The organism is Mesorhizobium sp. WSM3868, from assembly GCF_002294785.1.
Taxonomy (GTDB): domain Bacteria; phylum Pseudomonadota; class Alphaproteobacteria; order Rhizobiales; family Rhizobiaceae; genus Mesorhizobium.
On the sequence record NZ_NSGB01000020.1, the window covers coordinates 71326 to 90639 of the forward strand.

The window sequence follows — 19314 nt, forward strand, 5'->3', positions numbered from 1 at the left end:
TCCGGATAGAGCGGCAACCCCATATTGGACGGGAAAGTCAATCCAACCCAAAGGGGACACCGCCATGTCCATACTGCTTGTTACCTCCAGCCCGCGCGGCGCCGCCTCGCACTCGACCCGCGTCGCCACCGATCTTGCTCAGAAGCTGGTCGCCGCCGATCCGTCCAACACACTTGTCGTGCGCGACTTGGTCGCCGATCCGCTGCCGCATATCGATCCTGACTATGCCACCGGCATCTACACCCCGGCCGAGGCACGCAGCCCGCGTCAGGCCGAGGTGGTCGGCGTATCCGATGCGGTGCTCGACGAGCTGTTCGCGGCTGACACGATTATCCTCGCCACCGGTTTCATCAACTTCAACATTTCCTCGACGTTGAAGTCGTGGATCGACCACGTCGCACGCTCGGGCAGGACTTTTGCTTATGGTGAGAATGGCCCGAAGGGCCTGGTCGCCGGCAAGAAGGTCTATATCGTGCTTGCTTCGGGCGGCATCTATTCCGAGGGTGCCGCGGTGCAGATGGATCACGCCATCCCCTACCTGCGCGGCGTGCTTGCCTTCCTGGGCATGACGGACGTCGAAGTGATCCGCGTCGAAGGCGTCGGCATGGGCGCCGACGCGGTTACCGCCGCGCTTGCCAAGGCGACCGCCAAGGTGGATGCGATCGCTGCCGCGGCTGCTAACGCGGACGGGATCGCCGTGGCCGCGTAATCATTGCCCTGAGAATGAAGATACCCTGAGAATGACAAGGCGGGCGCCGATTGGCGCCTGCCTTTCTTGCATGTTCGTCAAGCCGTCCCGATCTGGAACGACTGTTTCTTCCCGCTGGTGCTGATCACCTTCGACAATTTGAGGAAACTGCCCCAGGGCCTGACGGTGTTCGTCGGATTCACCGCCGACTAGCTGTTCACCGGGCTGACACTGGCGGCGCTGCCGATTACCCTGTTCTATGTCGTGCTGTCGAAGCGGTTCATTGCCGGCATCACCCAAGCGGTCGAACAGGACGCGGTCGAACAGGGCGCGGCCGAATAGCGAAGAGATCAGATCAGGGCATCAAAAAGTGGCAAGCCAGAACAAGATCATCATCACCTGCGCGGTCACAGGCTCGATCCACACGCCGTCAATGTCGCCGCACTTGCCGGTGACGGCCGAGGAGATCGCGACCGCCGCTATCGAGGCGGCCGAGGCGGGTGCCGCGATCGTCCACCTTCATGCCCGCAATCCGGTCGACGGACGCCCCGACCAGTCGACCGAGGCGTTCGCCCCTTTCCTGCAGGTCATCAAGCAGCGCTCCAACTGCGTCGTCAACATCACCACCGGTGGTGCGGCGACGATGAGCGTGGAGGAACGCGTCAGGCCCGCGAAAGTCTTCGCGCCCGAGGTCGCCTCGCTCAACATGGGCTCGATGAACTTCGCGCTGTTTCCGATGCTGGAGCGCTTCAAGACGTTCGAGCACGAGTGGGAACGGCCCTATCTCGAATCCTCGCGCGACCGGATCTTCCGCAACACTTTCGGCGATATCGAGCACATATTGCGCACCTGCGCCGACAACGGCACGCGCTTCGAGATCGAGTGCTACGACATCGGCCATCTGTATACCCTGGCGCATTTCGTCGAGCGCGGGCTGGCGAAGGCGCCGTTCTTCGTCCAGAGCGTGTTCGGCATCCTCGGCGGCATCGGCACGCATCCGGAGGACGTCGCCCATATGAAGCGCACGGCCGACCGGCTGTTCGGCAACGACTATCACTGGTCGGTGCTGGGCGCCGGCCGCCACCAACTGCCGATCGCCACGCAGGCGATCGCGCTGGGCGGCAATGTGCGGGTTGGCCTGGAGGACTCGTTATGGATCGGCAAGGGCAAGCTTGCCCGCTCGAGCGCCGAACAAGTAACGAAGGTCCGCCAGATCATCGAGGGCCTCGGCGCCTCCATCGCCACGCCCGACGAGGCGCGGCAGATCTTGCAGCTGAAGGGCGGCGACAAAGTCGCGTTCTGATCCCGACAAAAACGGACCCCGCGGCAACGCCTATCCAAACATCCGCTCGCCCTGCTCGTCGACGAGCTGGATGCCCTTCTTGATCGAGATGTCGACCGCATCGTCCAGCCCGGCGAAACGGTCGGCGCGGATGAAGCGGTGCTCCTTCATCACGCCGTCCACTTCCTTGGAGACGACGCCGCAGGTCTGGTACTGGCCGTCCGCCTTGTAGGGCGTGGCGCTGATCAGGAATCCCTTGTGCTCGACCTGCTTTGCCGGCTTCGCGGCTCCGGTGTCCGTCGCCTCATCACCGCCGCCGCCGAAAAGACGTTTCAGAAAAGACATAGCGCATCCTCCAACGGCAAATCGTCCTGCATCACATAGCGTGCCGCAGGACGATTTTCACTACAGCATGATCCCGAAAACTGTGCAGCGGTTTTCAGGCAGATCATGCTCACACAAAGATAAACGGGATGACTTTTGGAAGTCATCCCGTTTTGACGGTCATCGATCGAGCCAGCAATAGCTCCTTCATTGCCGGGGCGGCTCAGCGACGCGAGAGGGCTTCGAGCGCTGTGGCGGCGTCTTCCAGAATGCTGATCGCCTCGGCCTGCTTGTCCTCCGGCGCATCGACGATATCGCTGAGCGCGGCGCGCAACCGGTGGCGCAGCGCACGGAACCGGTCCCGCTTTTCGTGACGGCCGCGCCGGCCGCCGTCCTCGCCCTCGTCGTTCCAGCCGAACCAGTCGCGAGCCTTGGCCATCTTGCGGCCGAACCGCTCGAGATGGTCGAGCACGTGATCGATCATCTCGCGATTTTGCTCGAGATGCGCCCTGCCCGCCTCGGTGATCGAGAACACCTTCTTGTTGCCTTCGCTTGACGAGACGGCATAGCCGGCCTCTTCGAGAAAGGTCAGCGTCGGATAGACCACGCCCGGGCTCGGGCTGTAGATGCCGCTGGTGCGTTCCTCCAGCGCCTTGATGATGTCGTAGCCGTGCCGCGGCGCCTCGGCCAGAAGCGACAGCGTGATCAGCTTGAGATCGCCGTCGGCCAGCATGCGGCCGGCGCGGAACATGTCGCCCGGACCGCCGCGGCCGCCGCCGCGCATGCCCTGCCCGAAGGGACCAAAGCCGCCGCCGCGACCGCCGAAACGACCGGCCATGTGCATGAACATGCGCTGACCGAAATGGTTGTACCCGAAGGGACTATGCTTGTGCATGGATCGCTCCTTGAGTTCTATCTTACGATATATCTTAAGTAGGCGGCGGCCGTTAAGTCAAGATATATATCTTACGATGTATCTTCGTTGACGCCAAGCGAACCGCCAGGCGTCCGAAATGCGACGCCACGCGCTGCGAAAACCGGCTACCAGCGGCCTGTGCGGCGGTTCCAGGCGTAGAGAAGATCGGCCAAGCGATCATAGACAAAGCGCGTCAGCCGCAGCACGGCCGGATTGCCGAACAGGGTGGCCAGCCATCCCTCGCCAGGCGTGAGCCGCCAGACCGCGATCGCCACATCGGCACCGACCAGCAGCTTGCCCTCGGCATCGGTCGCATGCAGCCGACGGCGGACATCCTCGAGCGAGGCGCCGAAGGCTGAAAGCGCTTGCGGTTCGAAATTGATGTCGCGGAATTCGACGCGGCCGGACTTGACCGCTTCAATCAGCCGCCGTTTCTGGCGCTTGATGCCGGCATCGCAGACCGGGCAGCGCGTGTTGTACCAGACAGTCAGCAACGGTTCAGGCATCGCGCGACTATCGGCGACCGAGCGCGGCACCGCAACAGCATCGAGCCGGGCTGTTTCCGGCGCTCTACCCCAGCGAACTGATGATCTCGCGGTAGGCGAATTCCGGAAACGCCTTCATCGTCCGCGTCCTGACATTGCCGCCCGACGACAACATCAGCGCGAAGCGGGCAAGCACGGCATCGTCCGGCGCTTCGACAATGGCGACCATATCGCATTCGCCCATGGTCAGATAGAATGCCTTGAACGATCCGCCCATTTCACCGAGCAGCTTCTTGGCGGCATCGAGCCGCTTCGGCGACTCCCGTACGTTCTTGGCGCCCAATTCGGTCCAGTTGATAAGCACGATGTAGGTTGTCATGGCACACCTCCCACCGGGAGCCACGGAGCGCGACGCCTGGCAGTTGCGACCGGCGTCCGGGGCGGGCATCCGGCTTGTCGCCCACAAAATGCATCCGACCCTGAAATTATCCTCCTGTTGAGCAAGCCCGGCAAGGCGGCATAACAAATGACAGGAAATGAAAAAGGACGCCGAGGCGCCCTTTTTCGTATGTTGCGTTTCCGCTCAGCTGTCCAGGAAGCTTCTCAGCTTCCGCGAGCGGCTCGGGTGCTTGAGCTTGCGCAGCGCCTTGGCCTCGATCTGACGGATACGCTCGCGTGTCACCGAGAACTGCTGGCCGACCTCTTCCAGCGTGTGGTCGGTGTTCATTCCGATGCCGAAGCGCATGCGCAGAACACGCTCCTCGCGCGGGGTGAGCGAAGCCAGCACGCGCGTGGTCGTCTCGCGCAGATTGGCCTGGATCGCCGCGTCGATCGGCAGGATCGCCATCTTGTCCTCGATGAAGTCGCCGAGATGCGAATCCTCCTCGTCGCCGACCGGGGTTTCGAGCGAGATCGGCTCCTTGGCGATTTTCAGCACCTTGCGCACTTTTTCGAGCGGCATTGCGAGCTTCTCTGCCAGCTCTTCCGGCGTCGGCTCGCGGCCGATCTCATGCAGCATCTGGCGCGAGGTACGGACGATCTTGTTGATCGTCTCGATCATGTGCACCGGAATACGAATGGTGCGCGCCTGATCGGCGATCGAGCGGGTGATCGCCTGCCGGATCCACCATGTCGCGTAGGTCGAGAACTTGTAGCCGCGGCGATACTCGAATTTGTCGACTGCCTTCATCAGGCCGATATTGCCTTCCTGGATCAGGTCCAGGAACTGCAGGCCGCGATTGGTGTATTTCTTGGCGATGGAGATGACGAGCCGAAGGTTCGCTTCCACCATTTCCTTCTTGGCGATCGCGGCCTCGCGCTCGCCCTTCTGCACCTGGTTGACGATCCTGCGGAATTCCAGAATCGAGATCGCCGTCTCGGTGGCGAGGTTCTGGATCTCGGCGCGCAGTTCCTTGATCGCGTCCTTCTCGTTCTTGGTGAATTCCTTCCAGCCGCGCGAGGTGAGATTCGCAATCGAGCGGGTCCAGTTCGGATCGAGCTCCGAGCCCTGATACTCCTTGAGGAACTCCTCGCGGCGCACGCCGTAGCTTTCGGCGAGCCGAAGCAGCTTGCCCTCGTTCTGCACCAGGCGCTTGTTGATGTCGTAGAGCTGCTCGACCAGCGCCTCGATGCGCGCGGTATTGAGCGACAGCGACTTCACCGCCTTGATGAGCTGCTCCTTGAGCTCCTTCAGCCGGCGATCCTGGCTGGGCGAAAGCGTGCCGGCAGCCGCCAGCCGGTTCTCGACCTGCTGGTCCTGCAGCTTGCGAAGCTTCTTGTAAGTATCGGCGATGACGTCGAGCGTCTCCATCACCTGCGGGCGCAATTCCGCTTCCATCGCGGCCAGCGACAGGCTTGCCTCGTCCTCGTCGTCTTCCTCTTCTTCCAGCCCGCGCGTGTCGCCGCCGACATTGGTGATGTCGTCTTCTTCCTCGCGCGCCGCCGAGCGGCCGCGCGGCTTCTCTTCGGCCTTGGGCGCTTCCTCGACGCGTTCGACGACCGGCGCCTGCTTGGCCTCGGGGCCGGCATAGGTCGCCTCGAGGTCGATGATCTCGCGCAGCAGGATCTTCGATTCGTTTAGCTCGTCGCGCCAGATGATGATCGCCTGGAAGGTGAGCGGGCTCTCGCATAGGCCCGCGATCATCGTCTCGCGGCCGGCCTCGATGCGCTTGGCGATCGCGATTTCGCCCTCGCGCGACAGGAGCTCGACCGAGCCCATCTCGCGCAGATACATGCGCACCGGATCGTCGGTGCGGTCGGTCGGCTCTTTCTTGGTGGTCGTGGTGGCAACGGCGGTGCCGGTCTGCTCGGCAAGCTCGTTAGCGTCTTCCTCGGAGTCGGCGCCCGCGTCGCCGCCTTCCGCCTCCTCGCCCTGCTCGTCGTCCTCGACGACGTTGATGCCCATGTCGGACAGCATGGCCATCGTGTCCTCGATCTGCTCGGATGTCACTTCCTCCGAGGGCAGCACCGAGTTCAGTTCGTCCATGGTCACATAGCCGCGCTTCTTGGCGGCCTTGATCATCTTCTTGACAGCATCATCGGAAAGGTCGAGCAGCGGGCCATCGGTGGCGCCTTCACGTTCGGTCTCGACCTCTTCCTTTTCCTTTGTCGCCATTCTTTGTCGTCTCCAAGCGGCCGTAATCGAAGCCGCGTAAACTGCCGGACCGGTCAAACCGGATGCGCTCGCCCCAGAACGCTTCTTACCGGGCCAGTGACCGCATCATCTCTTTTGTTTGCTGCCTGTCGTTGCCCCAAAACCGGTTCCACTTTTGGGCGACATGCATTAAGTCCAGATTAACCCTGGTATCTGTGGCAGGCCTTTTGCCTGTCCAGTCGCCAGAACCTTACATCGCTCAAAATTTCCCACCGACGCCGGGCACGGTTAACGTTTCGAATCGTCCTGATTCCGCCAATCTGCCAGAAGGTCAAGCGCCTCTGGCATGATTCGCATGAAAAAAGCGAATCAATTGCCCGACTTAGAGGCGTCGAATCGACGCGCCTTGAGCATTTCCACTTCATTTCGGGCCGACCTGGGCCTAAGCGCGCCCAGCCCTGCCCGACGAAACGCCGAACCCTTCGATCAGCGCTTCCGTTGCCTGTACATCGTTGAATTGCGCTTGAATCTCGACGAGATGCCGGAAGTTTTCGTCCGACGGGTCTGCATCGAGCGCCGCCTGCGCCTGTTTCAGCTCCCTATGTAAGGTGCGCGCGCTACGCTGCAAGTGCAGCGCTTGGTTGAAGGCGTCCCGGGCATCGTCAAGTCCCGCGGTTTCGAGCGCCGGCCACTGCCGCGCCCGCTTGATCAACGCCACCGCGCGTTCCCAGATGTCGCCGCATCCGGCGCGCTCGATGGTGGCGATGACTGCGTCGCGGTCGTCGGCCGCGTCATGCGCCATCGCGTCGAGGATGGCTGCATGCAGCCGCCTGAGATCCGAATTGGCAAGATCGAGGAATTCGACATGCGCGAAATTCTCGTCGATCAGCGGCGGATGGTTGACCAGCGCCACGATGATCGTCGCCTCGCGTACCGACATGGCCTCGCCCGTGCGCTTGACCAGCGCCGAGCGGCCGAGGCTTTCGGTGATGGCGGTGCGCGCGCCCGCAGCGCTCCGGCCAAACGCCCCGCCAGGCGCCGAACCTCTGCCGCGCTCGCCTGGCCGGCCGTCCTGGCGTCCCCCGTGTAGGCCTTGCCGCGCGCCGCGCTGCGAGCCGAAGAAGCTTAGGACGCGCTCGCGCATCTCCTGCTGATAGTGGTAGCGCAGGCTTTCGTCGCGGATGCGGCCGGTAAGCTCGCGCAGCGTCTTCTCGAGCTCCGCCCGCCGCTCCGGCGTATCGAACACGCCGCCGGCCGTCTCGCGCATCCACAGAAGATCGGCGAGCGGCCGCGCTTCCGAAAGCACCGCGCGGAACGCGTCCGGCCCATCCGCTTTGACCAGATCGTCGGGGTCCTTGCCTTCGGGCAGCAGCGCGAAGCGTGCCGAGCGCCCGGGCTGGATCGCCGGCAGGGCGAGGTCGGCGGCGCGCCAGGCGGCCTTCAGCCCGGCCTGGTCGCCGTCGAAGCAAAGCACCGGCTCGCCGGCCATGCGCCACAAAAGCTCGAGCTGGTTTTCGGTAAGCGCCGTGCCGAGAGGCGCCACGGCATTCTCGAAGCCGGCCTGTGCCAGCGCGATCACGTCCATATAGCCTTCGACGGCGATCACCGTGCCGCCCTTGGCCACCGCTTTGCGGGCGCGGGCGAAATTGTAGAGCACGTTGCCCTTGTGGAAGAGCTCGGTCTCCGGCGAGTTCATGTATTTCGCCAAAGCGTCCGGCGCCAGCGCCCGACCGCCGAAGGCGATGATCCTGCCGCGCGAATCCGGGATCGGGAACATGATGCGGTCGCGGAACCAGTCATAGGAGACCGGGATGTCGTCGCCATGCCGGACCAGTCCGCAGGCTTCGATATCGGCCTTCGGCACCCCCTTGGCGGCGAGGTATTCCTTGAGCGCGTTGCGGCTGTCCGGCGCATAGCCGAGCCGGAAGGACTGCTGCGTCGCCGGCGTCAGACCGCGGTCGCGCAGATAGGCGCGGGCCTTGGCGCCTTCCGGTCCCTGCAGGCGCTCCTGGAAGAAGACCGTCGCCATCTCCATGACGTCGGTCAGGCTGGCGCGTTCCTTCTCGCGCTTTTCTTCTTGGGCGTCGCGCACCGGCACCGGCACGCCGGCCATCTCTGCGATCCTTTCGACCGCTTCGGGAAAGCTCATGCCGTCGAGCTCGGTCAGGAACTTGAAATGATCACCCGAGACCGAACAGCCGAAACAGTGATAGCGCCCCTTCTTGTCCTCGCAGTGGAACGACGGGCTCTTTTCGCCGTGAAACGGGCAGCACGCCCAATAATCGCCGCGCGATGCGTTGGACTTCTTCCTATCCCAGGAAACGCGTTGACCGATCACCGAAGAAATCGGCACGCGGTCGCGTATCTCGTCGAGGAAGGCGGGTGGAAAGCGCATCGGGAAAGGCTCGTTTACCCTCCATATAATCAAGCCGCTTGGGCGCGACGACTCGATAAGCCCGATCGTACCCGCTTTTCACAGACAAAAAGAAGGCGGCCGCGCGGCCGCCTTCCCGCCTTTCGGACCATTCCCCGCTCAGTGCGCGGCGATCGCGCCGAAGATGATACCGGAGACGATGCTGACCAAAAGGTAGTCGTTGCCGACGCGAATCCACTCCTGGCCGGGGCCGGGACGGCGCAGCCCATAACGGTGCCAGTCGCGAACCGCCTGATGGCGCTTCCAGCTGGAATACTTCTGCCCATTGCGCCAATGGCTGCGCTTCACCACGACCTTCTTCTTCACGACGCGCTTCTCGACATGCCGGCCCGGCTTCTGCCAGTCGACCTGTGTGTAGGTCGATTGCGTCTCGCTCGGCTGAACGAGCGGCGCCGCCTGGCCCGAAAAGGCCGAAGCGGTCAGCATCGCGGCGGTCACGGTGGAAAGTATGAGACGCTTCATGGTCAGTGCTCCTTGGTTGTCGATAGGCAGGGAGATATTCCGGCTGGCATGAACCGAAACTGAACACCCTGGTTACAATTCCGTAATGAATTCCGTTGGTTACGCAAGCAGCTTCACCAATTTACAGAAACCGGTTCAAGCCCAGGCTTCGCGTCGACGCGACATTTGCCGCCTGTCCGACCGCGATCTGCAACCAAAGCACCTTCTATCCATTTCCGACACAGGCCGTCGTGTGCCGAATGTCGGCCGAATCGGGTAAAATTTATTATCCGGCTAATGTAAACTGCTTTAGTCTCGACCTTCGAAATGCTTGCGATTCGCACCTTTTTCCGCTTCCTGGCCGCCTCGTTGCGAGGCTCGGCATGAGCGGATCCGTTGTCCTTCTGCACCTTGCCGGCGCAGTGGCGCTGATGCTGTTCGCCACCCGCATGGTAAAAACCGGTGTCGAGCGCGCCTATGGCGATGTGCTGCGTCACAGGCTGCGCGCCACCATGCGCAAGCCGCTGATGGCGGTGCTGGCCGGCTGTGGCCTCGCGATCGCGCTGCAGAGTTCAACCGCCGTCACGCTGCTGGTCGGCTCCTTCGCCGGCGCCGGCATCGTGTCGGGCGCCGCCGGGCAGCTTGCCGTGCGCGGCGCCGAGATCGGCTCGGCCTTGGTCGCGAAGCTTCTTACCTTTGATCTGTCGCTCGTGGTGCCGTTGTGCCTGGTCGCAGGAACCATCATGTTCATGGCCACCGAGCGCCGCGATTGGCGTCAGACCGGCCGCATCCTTGTCGGCATCGGCCTTCTGATCCTGTCGCTGGAGATGATCGGCCAAGCTTCCGAGCCGTTGCGCGACAGCCAGCTCATGCCGGTCATCATCGACTACTTCTCCGGCGATGCGATCAGCTCCTACCTGCTGGCGGCACTGATCACCTGGCTGTTCCAGTCGAGCATCGCGGCGGTCCTGCTCATGGCCACGCTCGCCGGCCGGGGTTTGATCACTCCGGAGCTCGGCGTCGTCCTGATCCTGGGCGTCAATCTCGGTTCCTCGATCATCGCGCCGATGCTCACCCGCTCGGCAGCGGCGGAAGTCCGCATCGTGCCGATCGGCAATCTTCTGATGCGCGGGCTTGGCTCGCTCGTGATGCTGATCCTGTTCATGATTTTCAGGCCGCACTTCTCCTTCCTCGGCACGACGGCCTCCGGCCAGATCGTCAACGCCCATATCCTGTTCAACGTGATCATCCTGCTTGCCGGGCTGCCGCTCGCCGGCCTCGTCTATCGCGCTTCGCAGAAGATCGTGGCGCTCGGTACTAAGCCCGAACCGGCGGCAGCGCTCGACGTGGTCGAACTGTCGGCGCTGAACGAGAGCGCGCTCGACACGCCAAGCCAGGCCTTGGCCAACGCCACGCGCGAGGTGGTCCGGGTCTGCGAGACGGTCGAGATCATGCTGAAGCGGATCATCGAGCTCTATGAAAGCGCCGACGCCGGCAAGATCAAGGCGCTGGCCGCGCTCGACGACCGGGTCGACCAGAAGCACGCCGCGATCAAGCTCTATCTGGCCAAGGTCACCAAGAACCCCCTGAGCGAGGACGAGGCGCTGCGCTGCCAGGAACTGATCGGCGCCTGCGTTAAGCTGGAGCAGGTCGGCGACATCATCGTGCGCAACATGCTTGTGCATGTCAGGAAGAAGCTGGAGCGCGGGCTGGAATTCACGCCCGAGGGCTGGCGCGAGCTTTGCGCTTTCCATGCCTCGGTTCTGGCCAATGCGCGGCTTGCCTTCAACGTGCTGGTCTCGCGCGACCCGGAAACCGCCCGCCAGTTGGTGCTCGAGAAGGACCTGCTGCGCGAGCGCGAGAAAGAGACCAGCGCCAGCCACTTCGTGCGGCTGCGCGACGGGACAGCGAAAAGCGTCGAGACCAGTTCGATCCATCTCGACACCATCCGCGACCTCAAGCAGATCAATTCGCTGCTCGCCTCCATGGCCTACCCGGTGCTGGAGGAGCGCGGGCTGCTCGGCGGCTCGCGGCTGAAGGCGAGCTAGCATCGCTGAAGGCGAGCTAGCATCGACCGACCGGCCCGCACACAATTAGCCTTCGTTCAATCCTCGCATCCGTCGGCTAGGTGACGGTGAGATTGATGACGGCTCCGACTGAGCGCCCGTACGGCACGAAGAGGGCCAGTCGAGACCACTGCCCAACCCGGTCAAGAAAACCTAAAGCGGCATCGACAATTTCTGCATTGCCCGTAGCGTCCATCCGTGATTTGAGGCCAGCTCATTCAGGATCACTGTCCGCGCCATGCTGCCCCTCATTGCCCTGTTCATTGCCGCCTTCGCTTTCGGCACGACTGAATTCGTCATCGCCGGCGTGCTGCCGGAGGTAGCGCAGGGTCTGAGTGTTTCCGTGCCCACCGCCGGCTATCTCGTCTCCGGCTATGCCTGCGGCATCGCCGTTGGTGGTCCGCTCCTGGCGCTCGCAACCAGCAGGGTCTCGCGAAAGTCGCTGCTCATCGCCCTGACCATTGCCTTCACTCTTGGCCAGGCCGCTTGCGCGCTGGCGCCCGATTTCACCTCGATGCTTCTCCTGCGCATTGCCACTGCAGTGGCGCATGGCTGCTATTTCGGCGTCGCCATGGTGGTCGCGGTCGGCCTGGTGCGCGAGGACCAGCGCGGCCGGGCGGTCGCGGTCATCCTCTCTGGATTGACCGTCTCCAACGTTATCGGCGTTCCGGCCGGCACCGCGATCGGCGGTCTCTGGGGCTGGCGGGCGACCTTCTGGGTGATGTGCGCGCTGGGCGTCGTGGCGATCGTTGCCATGCTTGCGCTGCTGCCCCGCACGGCAGGCGCCGCCAACCGGCCCGCCGGCCTCGCGCGCGAGGTGCGCGTGTTGGGGCGCCAGCAGGTCTGGACCTCGCTCATCCTGATGCTGATGTTGATGATCGGCCAGTTCGGCCTCTTCACCTACATCACGCCGACGCTGCTCGAAGTCACCGGCCTCCACGAAAGCCTGATCCCGCTTGTGCTGCTGCTCAACGGCGTCGGCGCGACGATCGGCGTTCTCTTGGGCGGCAAGCTTGCCGACTGGAAGCTGATGCCGTCGCTGATCGCCATGCTTTTCCTGCAGGCGGTAATGCTTGGCGTCATCTATGCGGTCGGTCCCTACCCGGTGCCGATGATCGTCGCGATCGTCATATGGGGCGGCCTCAACTTCGCCATCGGCGCGCCGATCCAGACCCGGATCCTGGCCTGGACGGCAGACGCCTCGAACCTTGCCTCGTCGCTGATTCCCTCGGGCTTCAATGTCGGCATCGCGCTCGCTGCCTCGCTGGGCGCTGCGATGCTCAATGCCGGTCTTGGCTATCGCAGCCTGCCGGTCGCCGGCGCGCTTGCCATGCTGGTGGCCCTGGCGGTCGCGCTTGCCTCGCAGGCTTGGGAATGGCGCAGCCGGGCGACGCCGCCGTTGCCGGCTGCGGCGGAATAGAGCCTTGGCGTGCCGCTCTGCCGCCTCAGACGTGAGGACGCAAGGAGCCAGAGCCGCCCGACAGGATCGACACCAAACTGTGAAGCCCCTCCTCCAGCCTTTCGTGGCTGGATGCGGCACCCAACGCCAGCCGCAAGCCATCAGCGGCACTGGGCACGACGGAGAACTCTTCCGCCGGGCTGAGGGCCAATCCGCGACGGCGTGCGATCTCGGCGATATCCGATGAACGCAATCGCGCATCCAGCGGATACCAAAGATGCAGGCTTGATTCCGTCGAGGCGAAACCGGCCGGCAGGATCTTGCGCGCGATCGTCTGCCTGGCCTCTGCTTCGGCACGCACCGCGGCGGTGATCTCGCCGGCCAGGCCGCTTCGCACCCACTCGCAGGCGAGCCCCGTCATCAGCGGCGGCGCCATCATGGTGGTGCCCCGGATTGTCGCCGCGATCCGCTCGACGGATTTCACGTCAGGCGCCGCCAGGAACGCCGTGCGCAGAAATGGCGAGATGCATTTCGCCAATGTAGCCACATGGAATGTCCGCTCCGGCGCCAGGCTGAGGAAGGCTGGCGGTGAAGTGGTCTGCAGTGGACTGTAGGGATCGTCCTCGACGATCACCAGGCCAAGCCTGCCCGCCATCCGAACCAGGTCCCGGCGCCGGCCCGCCGGCATGGTGAGCGTGGTCGGATTGTGAAGTGTCGCGTTGAGATAGAGAACGCGGGCGCCGTATCGTCGCGCCGCTTCCTCCAGATAGTCGGGGCGCATGCCGTCATCGTCGCGGCCCGCCCCAGCCAGCTTTCGCCCCGTGGCCTGCGCCAGCTCGATCAGGCCGGGATAGGTCAGCGCGTCCGTGAGGATCGTATCGCCCTCGCGGGTTTGCGACAGAAGGACGGCGGCGAGCAGCGCCTGCGCCCCCGAACCAACAGCAACGCGCTCGACAGGCAACCTGTCGCCGGCTGTGGCAAGCCAAAACGAGCCAGCGGCGCGTTCGGCGGGAGAACCCGGGCCGGGATGGTAGGAAAGCAGTGCTTCGGCGCTGGAACGTTTGAGCAGTCCCTCGATGCCACTCCGGATCAATGCCGGCAGGCTGAGGCCCGAAGGCGCCGGCGGAATGTTCATGCTCAGATCGAGGATCGGCTCTTCCGGCTCGCCGGGGGTGACGAAGGTGCCGCGACCGGTCGTTGCATCGATCAGGTTCCTGCGGCGGGCTTCGGTGAACGCCCGGGTGACCGTGGTCAGATCCACGCCAAGGAAGCGGGCAAGCTCTCGCTGCGGCGGCAGCCTGTCCCCCGGTTGCAGCCGCCCGATCGAGCGGGCAGCCGCAAGCGCCTCGACGATCTTGAGATAGAGCGGTCGTGAGTCTTCCGCCAAGGGAGAAAGCCAGCTGAGGTCCCCTTCACTGTTCATGCCACCGGTATCCATACATTTTGTCGCATTGTATGCATACAATAATCATATTAGTATGTATGCGTGACCTCAAGGCCGATCGAATGCATGCGAGGTCCTGGAGTGATGACCATGCACGACGCGCACTATCCCCACCTCGAACCCTGGCGGGTCGGCATCCGCGGGCGATGCCCGCGTTGCGGAGAGGGCCGGCTGTTCGACGGATTTCTGAAGCTGGCGCCGAAATGCGAAGTCTGCGGGCTCAACTATTCTTTTGCCGATCCGGCCGACGGACCCGCCTTCTTCGTCATCTGCTTTGCCTGCGTGCCCTCCGTCCTGTTCGCCGTCTGGGCGCAGGTGACGTTCGAGCCATCCATGTGGTTCCACGCCTTCGTTTCGGTGCCGATCATCCTTGCGACCTGCATTCCGCCGCTCAGGCCGCTGAAAGGCTGGCTTGTCGCGAGCCAGTTCTACTACAAGGCCGCAGAAGGAAGACTGGCCAGGCCCGGCGAATAAGGTTCTCAAGTTCGCTTGCCTTGAGACCTAAAGGTCGATCCGGTACTTGAGGCTCTCCGCGCCACCATAGGCGGCGACTTTGGCGAACCGCCCGACGAGAATGCCGCCATTGGCGAGCACCACCTTCTGGGATGCAAGATTGTCGAGATCCGTGGTGATCTCGACATAGTCGAGACCGACCGCCCTTGCCTCGTGAAGCATCAGCCGCAGCGCTTCGGTGGCATAGCCGCGCCCCTTCTTCCATGGCATCACGGCATAGCCGATGTGGCCGAGCACGTGCGGCGGCAGCGCCGACGTGCCCTTCTGCCAGCGAAGCCCGATCGAGCCGGCGGCCTCGCCGTCCCAGATCCAGCGCCGGAAGCCCGGCAGACGCGGCACTGTCGTGCCGTCCGGCAGCGCAATCGGCGACCCTTTCGCCTCGGGGTCGTCCAGGTCGGCGAGAAATGCCACCGGATCTTCTTCAATGGCCTCGAGCTGCTCGCGCGTAGCCTCCAGCAGCCGCACATTGTCCGGCGACCAGCCGCGCTCCAGCGCCGCCTTGTAGGATGGCAGATGCTCGAGCGCTGGTTTGACGAGTTCGACCATGAAGCCGTGTCCTTTGCGAGATCGGCAGGCATAGCCCCGGTCAGGATCGCCCTCAAGCTGACTGAAAGCGGATTTCGCCCTTGTTGAGGAAGCACATCTTGTCGAAGAGCGATAAATCGAGTGGGTTCGGCAGCCGGACATCGTCAAGGTCGGGAAAAGGCTTCCTGGACGCATCGTATGACCGGTCGACCTGGGAGATGAAGACCAGCACCAGCCCGCGTTCCCGGGCAAATGATCTTAAGGCGCGTATCTGGACCATGAGCTCGGGATCTTCGCGCTTCTGGTCGAGCAGTTGCAGATAGTCGATCACCGCCAGCGTGCCGCGCGGCGCCGACCCCAACGCCTCGATGATGTAGGCGGCGCTGATGGCGTCGGAATTGTCGAACTCGAACAGATGGTCGAAAACGGCAGGGTCGACGCCGATGTCGCGGAACCGGTCGAGGATATCGGCATGCATGTATTCCAGGGTGAAGAATACGGCGCGACTGCCCTGCTTCATGGCCGCCACGGCGAGTTCGAGGCTCATCAGCGTCTTGCCCTGACCCGGCCGGGCCGCAACGAGGACCATGTCGCCGGGTATCAGTTGCGCCAGCAGCCTCCCGGCGGGTGCGGCCTCGGCGGCTTTCGCCGCAAGCAGGCTCCAGCTGCCAAAGCCTTCCTTGAAGGCCATGCGGTCAAGCGCCTCATGAAGGGGAACATTTTCCTTGCGCGACAGCAACCTCGCCTGGCGCTTCAGATGATAGACGGGTGCGGAAAGCCGCATCAAAAAACCTCCTATTGCGAGCAGTCTTCGCAATCCCTCCTTATGCCGATGCTCGAACAGTCGGTTTAGCGATCGAATGCCCTGCATGAACAATGCTTTCCCAACGGAGGGAGGAGGCGTGGGCGCGCCGGAATCAGATAGTAGCCAACTTCTTGCCTGTCGAAAATCGCAGATGCGCCAGCTTCGGCAGATCGCACTAGACACAAGAAGTGTTTCGCCCATCGGCGCTATGCTCTTATGATTGGCGCAGGTGATTCACCACAAGCGATACCAGTTCGAGGGGGGATTAATCCGGTGCGGTTGATATCTGTTCCGCTTGGTGCCGCCGTCCTCTTCGTCCTCGCCGCTCTGACGGCATCGGTCGGCTCGTTCGCGGCGTTGCGCCCATCGAACATTCCGGACTGGCTGCAGCGCCATGTCGGCGACAACGAAGGTCAGATCTCGCAGGTCGTGCTGGAGCGGGCGCGCGCCCTTTACCAGAAGAAGGTCAGTGAAGGTTCGGTCAGCAACCCCTGCTACTTCGCCATGGATGCAACGCGGCCCGGCGACCTGGGCAACAGTGTGCTTGGCCAACGCTACTATATCATCTGCGAGGCCAAGCAGCTCTTTCGAGCGGTTTCTTCGGGCCATGGCGGCGGTCGCAATCTCAAAGGCGTTGCCGATTTCTCCAATGGCAGGCGTTGCGCGAAAAACTTCGGCAACGCGGTGGACTCGGAGCTGACGGCAGGCGGAGCCTACATGACCGCCGAGACCAAGACGTCCTTCAAGGGCTATTATCGCGTCGGTGCGCAGAACGCGGTGTTCATGCGTACCTTCATCCAGTTCGATGGCGAAGGCGAAGCGGCGAACGCCAGGCAGCGCGTGATCGGCGGCCATCCGGCAGCCTTGCTCAGGGGCATGTGCCTGCGGAAAGATCCGAACAGCTCCTACGCCGACCATGACGGCTTCGTCCCGTTCGGCAAGCTGGTGAATTATGCCGGCGGCCGCAGCAATGGCTGCACCAGCTGGTCGCCGGCCGATGCCGAGCAGATCATCCCGTTGGTGAAGAACAACCCGACCACGCTCTACATCTATCCTGAATCGCGCGACATCGCCGCTGTGGCGCGCGCAAAGGCCGCCGGCCAAGCGCTGTCGGCTGCGGGCGTCTATTGGAACGCATCCTGCCTGAAGGAAATCGGCTCTCCGAAGTTCTGGCCGAAGAAGACCCTCGAGCCGATAATCGCGCTGTACAAGAAAGACCATCCGGCACCGCCGCCGCAGCCGGTGCCGATCTGCAAGAACTGAGCCGGTCTTCTACTGGAGCAGCCCCTTGATTATGGCGCTCGCCTTGGCGAAATCCATCTGGCCGGCATATTTCTGCTTCAGCGCGCCGATCACCTTGCCCATGTCCTTCTGGCTGGCGGCACCCGTCGCCGCGATCGCCTCGCGCGCCGCCGCCGTGATCGCCACATCGTCGAGCTGTGCCGGCAGGAACTCGCGGATGATCTCCATCTCGCCGCGCTCCTGCGCCGCCAGTTCCGGCCGCTTGCCGTCCTCGAAGGCTTTGGCCGATTCTTCGCGCTGCTTCACCATCTTGGAAAGGATCTGCAGGATCTCTTCCTCGCTCGCCGCCGGCTTGCCCGCGCCGCGATTGGCGATGTCGCGGTCGTGGATGGCGGCCTGGATCAGCCTGAGCGTCGGCAGCCGATGCTTGTCCTGCGCCTTCATCGCGCTCTTCATGGATTCGGCGATTTTCTCGCGCATGATGCTTCTCCTTCGATCGCGGCGGACAATAGCTTCGCCGGACGCTCAAGGCAAATCGCCGCAAACCATTGATTTTGCTCGGCTAAACAAATCGATTCCGCTCGGAGGAAGCGTCATTGACCGCTTTGGCGCTATCCCCTATGTACTGAGCCTCGCATGAACTGAAACTTTGGTTGCGCGCAGGCTCGCGAATTCGCCGCCGCGCGTCGTTTGCTGCGCGGATCGTCCCTCCAACGGAATGGTCCGGAAGCAGCCTCTAGGAGTGCCGCCATGGCCACGACCGCCCCTTGGGCCACCGAAAAGCCGACCGCCCTTCTGGTGCTCGCCGACGGCACGGTGATCGAAGGCCGCGGCCTCGGCGCCACCGGATCGGCGGTCGCCGAAGTCTGCTTCAACACCGCCCTGACCGGGTACGAGGAGATCCTTACCGACCCCTCCTATGCCGGCCAGATCGTCACCTTCACCTTCCCGCATATCGGCAATGTCGGCACCAACAGCGAGGATATCGAGGATTTGCATCCGGCTGCCCGCGCGGGCGCCGTCGGCGCGATCTTCAAGGCCAATGTCACCGACCCCTCCAATTACCGGGCAGCCGGGCATCTCGATCAATGGCTGAAGAGGCGCGGCATCGTCGCGCTTTCGGGGATCGACACTCGCGCTCTCACCGTGCTGATCCGCGAGAAAGGCATGCCCAATGCCGTCATCGCCCATGCACCGGATGGCGTTTTCGACCTCGACGACCTGAAGCGGCGCGCCGCCGCCTGGTCGGGCCTTATCGGGCTGGACCTCGCCAAGGAGGTCACCTCGGGTCAATCCTCGGTCTGGCGCGAGACGCCCTGGGCCTGGAACAAAGGCTTCGGCGAGCAGGACGAGCCGTCGCTGCATGTCGTGGCCATCGACTATGGCGTCAAGCGAAACATCCTGCGCCTGCTCGCGGGCCTCGGCGCCAAGGTCACCGTCGTGCCGGCCAAGACCGGCGCGGAAGAGATCCTAGCCATACAGCCGGACGGCATCTTCCTGTCCAATGGCCCCGGCGATCCGGAAGCGACGGGCGAATATGCCGTGCCGGTCATCCAGAACCTGCTGAAAACCGATCTCCCGGTGTTCGGCATCTGTCTCGGCCACCAGATGCTGGCGCTGGCGCTCGGCGGCAAGACCGAGAAGATGCATCAGGGCCATCACGGCGCCAACCATCCGGTCAAGGACCACACAACCGGCAAGGTCGAGATCGTCTCGATGAACCATGGCTTCGCCGTCGACGCCGACTCGCTGCCCGAAGGCGTCGAGGAAACCCATGTCTCGCTGTTCGACGGCTCGAATTGCGGCATCGCGCTGACCGGCCGGCCGGTGTTCTCGGTCCAGCACCATCCCGAGGCCTCGCCCGGCCCGCAGGATTCGCACTATCTCTTCCGCCGCTTCGTCAATCTCATCCGCGAGCGGCGCGGCGAGGAAGCGCTGGCAGAACGTTGACACGCCCTGTGTGTTAGCTATAATATCGCCGAAATAAAAATAAGAGCGGCGATATCCGGTGAAGACTATCATCCTCTCGGCGGCCGCGGCTCGTGATCTCGACAATCTACCCGCTGACGTTCGGAACCAAGTATCCGAGGGCTTGGTAGATTACGCGATAAGCGGTCGAGGAGATGTAAAGCGCTTGGCTGGCAGAGATGGCTACAG

The 19314-nt window shown here is 63.4% G+C and carries 19 protein-coding genes; 8 read left to right on the top strand and 11 right to left on the bottom strand.

What is annotated here, in order from left to right; genetic code table 11:
- Positions 1 to 64: 64 nt before the first annotated feature.
- The 3 genes from CK221_RS25415 (at position 65) to CK221_RS25425 (ending at position 1991) form a co-directional block, all read left to right on the top strand.
- Positions 65 to 709, top strand: coding sequence for an FMN-dependent NADH-azoreductase (locus CK221_RS25415; protein WP_066994627.1), 645 nt, complete (start codon positions 65 to 67; stop codon positions 707 to 709).
- A gap of 66 nt (positions 710 to 775) precedes the next feature.
- On the top strand, positions 776 to 901 hold the full coding sequence (locus tag CK221_RS31130; protein WP_280940543.1) for a hypothetical protein: 126 nt from the start codon (positions 776 to 778) through the stop codon (positions 899 to 901).
- Between the two features lie 157 nt (positions 902 to 1058).
- Positions 1059 to 1991: a 3-keto-5-aminohexanoate cleavage protein gene (locus CK221_RS25425; RefSeq protein WP_095779695.1), complete on the top strand. Its 933-nt coding sequence runs from the start codon at positions 1059 to 1061 to the stop codon at positions 1989 to 1991.
- A gap of 30 nt (positions 1992 to 2021) precedes the next feature.
- Here the strand turns inward: CK221_RS25425 and CK221_RS25430 are convergent, their stop codons facing one another.
- The 7 genes from CK221_RS25430 to CK221_RS25460 form a co-directional block, all read right to left on the bottom strand.
- Positions 2022 to 2315: an HlyU family transcriptional regulator gene (locus tag CK221_RS25430; RefSeq protein WP_095779696.1), complete on the bottom strand. Its 294-nt coding sequence runs from the start codon at positions 2313 to 2315 to the stop codon at positions 2022 to 2024.
- A 202-nt stretch (positions 2316 to 2517) separates the two neighbouring features.
- Positions 2518 to 3189, bottom strand: coding sequence for a PadR family transcriptional regulator (locus CK221_RS25435; protein WP_095779697.1), 672 nt, complete (start codon positions 3187 to 3189; stop codon positions 2518 to 2520).
- A 146-nt stretch (positions 3190 to 3335) separates the two neighbouring features.
- Positions 3336 to 3716 carry a DCC1-like thiol-disulfide oxidoreductase family protein gene (locus CK221_RS25440; RefSeq protein WP_179295202.1) on the bottom strand — a complete coding sequence of 127 codons (381 nt, stop codon included), beginning with the start codon at positions 3714 to 3716 and terminating at the stop codon, positions 3336 to 3338.
- A gap of 64 nt (positions 3717 to 3780) precedes the next feature.
- Positions 3781 to 4074, bottom strand: a complete 294-nt coding sequence (locus CK221_RS25445) for a GYD domain-containing protein (RefSeq protein ID WP_066994615.1) — start codon at positions 4072 to 4074, stop codon at positions 3781 to 3783.
- A 204-nt stretch (positions 4075 to 4278) separates the two neighbouring features.
- Positions 4279 to 6309 carry an RNA polymerase sigma factor RpoD gene (rpoD, locus tag CK221_RS25450; protein WP_066994612.1) on the bottom strand — a complete coding sequence of 677 codons (2031 nt, stop codon included), beginning with the start codon at positions 6307 to 6309 and terminating at the stop codon, positions 4279 to 4281.
- Between the two features lie 421 nt (positions 6310 to 6730).
- A complete protein-coding gene (gene dnaG, locus CK221_RS25455) occupies positions 6731 to 8683 on the bottom strand; it encodes a DNA primase (RefSeq protein WP_095779698.1) in 1953 nt (650 codons plus the stop codon).
- A 138-nt stretch (positions 8684 to 8821) separates the two neighbouring features.
- Positions 8822 to 9184, bottom strand: coding sequence for an RcnB family protein (locus CK221_RS25460; RefSeq protein WP_066994606.1), 363 nt, complete (start codon positions 9182 to 9184; stop codon positions 8822 to 8824).
- A 362-nt stretch (positions 9185 to 9546) separates the two neighbouring features.
- On the opposite strand from CK221_RS25460, the gene CK221_RS25465 reads away from it, so the two are divergent.
- Positions 9547 to 11211, top strand: a complete 1665-nt coding sequence (locus CK221_RS25465) for a Na/Pi cotransporter family protein (RefSeq protein ID WP_095779699.1) — start codon at positions 9547 to 9549, stop codon at positions 11209 to 11211.
- A gap of 256 nt (positions 11212 to 11467) precedes the next feature.
- Complete coding sequence (locus tag CK221_RS25470) at positions 11468 to 12649, top strand: MFS transporter (RefSeq protein WP_095779700.1); 1182 nt, start codon at positions 11468 to 11470, stop codon at positions 12647 to 12649.
- A gap of 25 nt (positions 12650 to 12674) precedes the next feature.
- On the opposite strand, the gene CK221_RS25475 is transcribed toward CK221_RS25470, so the two are convergent.
- On the bottom strand, positions 12675 to 14051 hold the full coding sequence (locus CK221_RS25475; RefSeq protein WP_179295203.1) for a PLP-dependent aminotransferase family protein: 1377 nt from the start codon (positions 14049 to 14051) through the stop codon (positions 12675 to 12677).
- A gap of 111 nt (positions 14052 to 14162) precedes the next feature.
- On the opposite strand from CK221_RS25475, the gene CK221_RS25480 reads away from it, so the two are divergent.
- Positions 14163 to 14546 carry a DUF983 domain-containing protein gene (locus CK221_RS25480; protein WP_170950368.1) on the top strand — a complete coding sequence of 128 codons (384 nt, stop codon included), beginning with the start codon at positions 14163 to 14165 and terminating at the stop codon, positions 14544 to 14546.
- Positions 14547 to 14573: 27 nt separating this feature from the next.
- On the opposite strand, the gene CK221_RS25485 is transcribed toward CK221_RS25480, so the two are convergent.
- The gene (locus CK221_RS25485) at positions 14574 to 15131 is read right to left on the bottom strand and encodes a GNAT family N-acetyltransferase (protein WP_066994598.1); all 558 of its coding nucleotides are present in this window, start codon (positions 15129 to 15131) and stop codon (positions 14574 to 14576) included.
- A gap of 52 nt (positions 15132 to 15183) precedes the next feature.
- Complete coding sequence (locus tag CK221_RS25490; protein ID WP_066994597.1) at positions 15184 to 15894, bottom strand: DNA helicase; 711 nt, start codon at positions 15892 to 15894, stop codon at positions 15184 to 15186.
- 294 nt (positions 15895 to 16188) lie between these two features.
- On the opposite strand from CK221_RS25490, the gene CK221_RS25495 reads away from it, so the two are divergent.
- The gene (locus CK221_RS25495; RefSeq protein ID WP_095779702.1) at positions 16189 to 17178 is read left to right on the top strand and encodes a hypothetical protein; all 990 of its coding nucleotides are present in this window, start codon (positions 16189 to 16191) and stop codon (positions 17176 to 17178) included.
- A gap of 9 nt (positions 17179 to 17187) precedes the next feature.
- On the opposite strand, the gene CK221_RS25500 is transcribed toward CK221_RS25495, so the two are convergent.
- Positions 17188 to 17637: a GatB/YqeY domain-containing protein gene (locus CK221_RS25500; RefSeq protein WP_095779703.1), complete on the bottom strand. Its 450-nt coding sequence runs from the start codon at positions 17635 to 17637 to the stop codon at positions 17188 to 17190.
- Between the two features lie 270 nt (positions 17638 to 17907).
- Here CK221_RS25500 and carA point away from each other — a divergent pair, with 270 nt between their 5' ends.
- Positions 17908 to 19107, top strand: coding sequence for a glutamine-hydrolyzing carbamoyl-phosphate synthase small subunit (gene carA, locus CK221_RS25505; RefSeq protein WP_066994593.1), 1200 nt, complete (start codon positions 17908 to 17910; stop codon positions 19105 to 19107).
- The last annotated feature ends 207 nt before the right edge of the window (positions 19108 to 19314 follow it).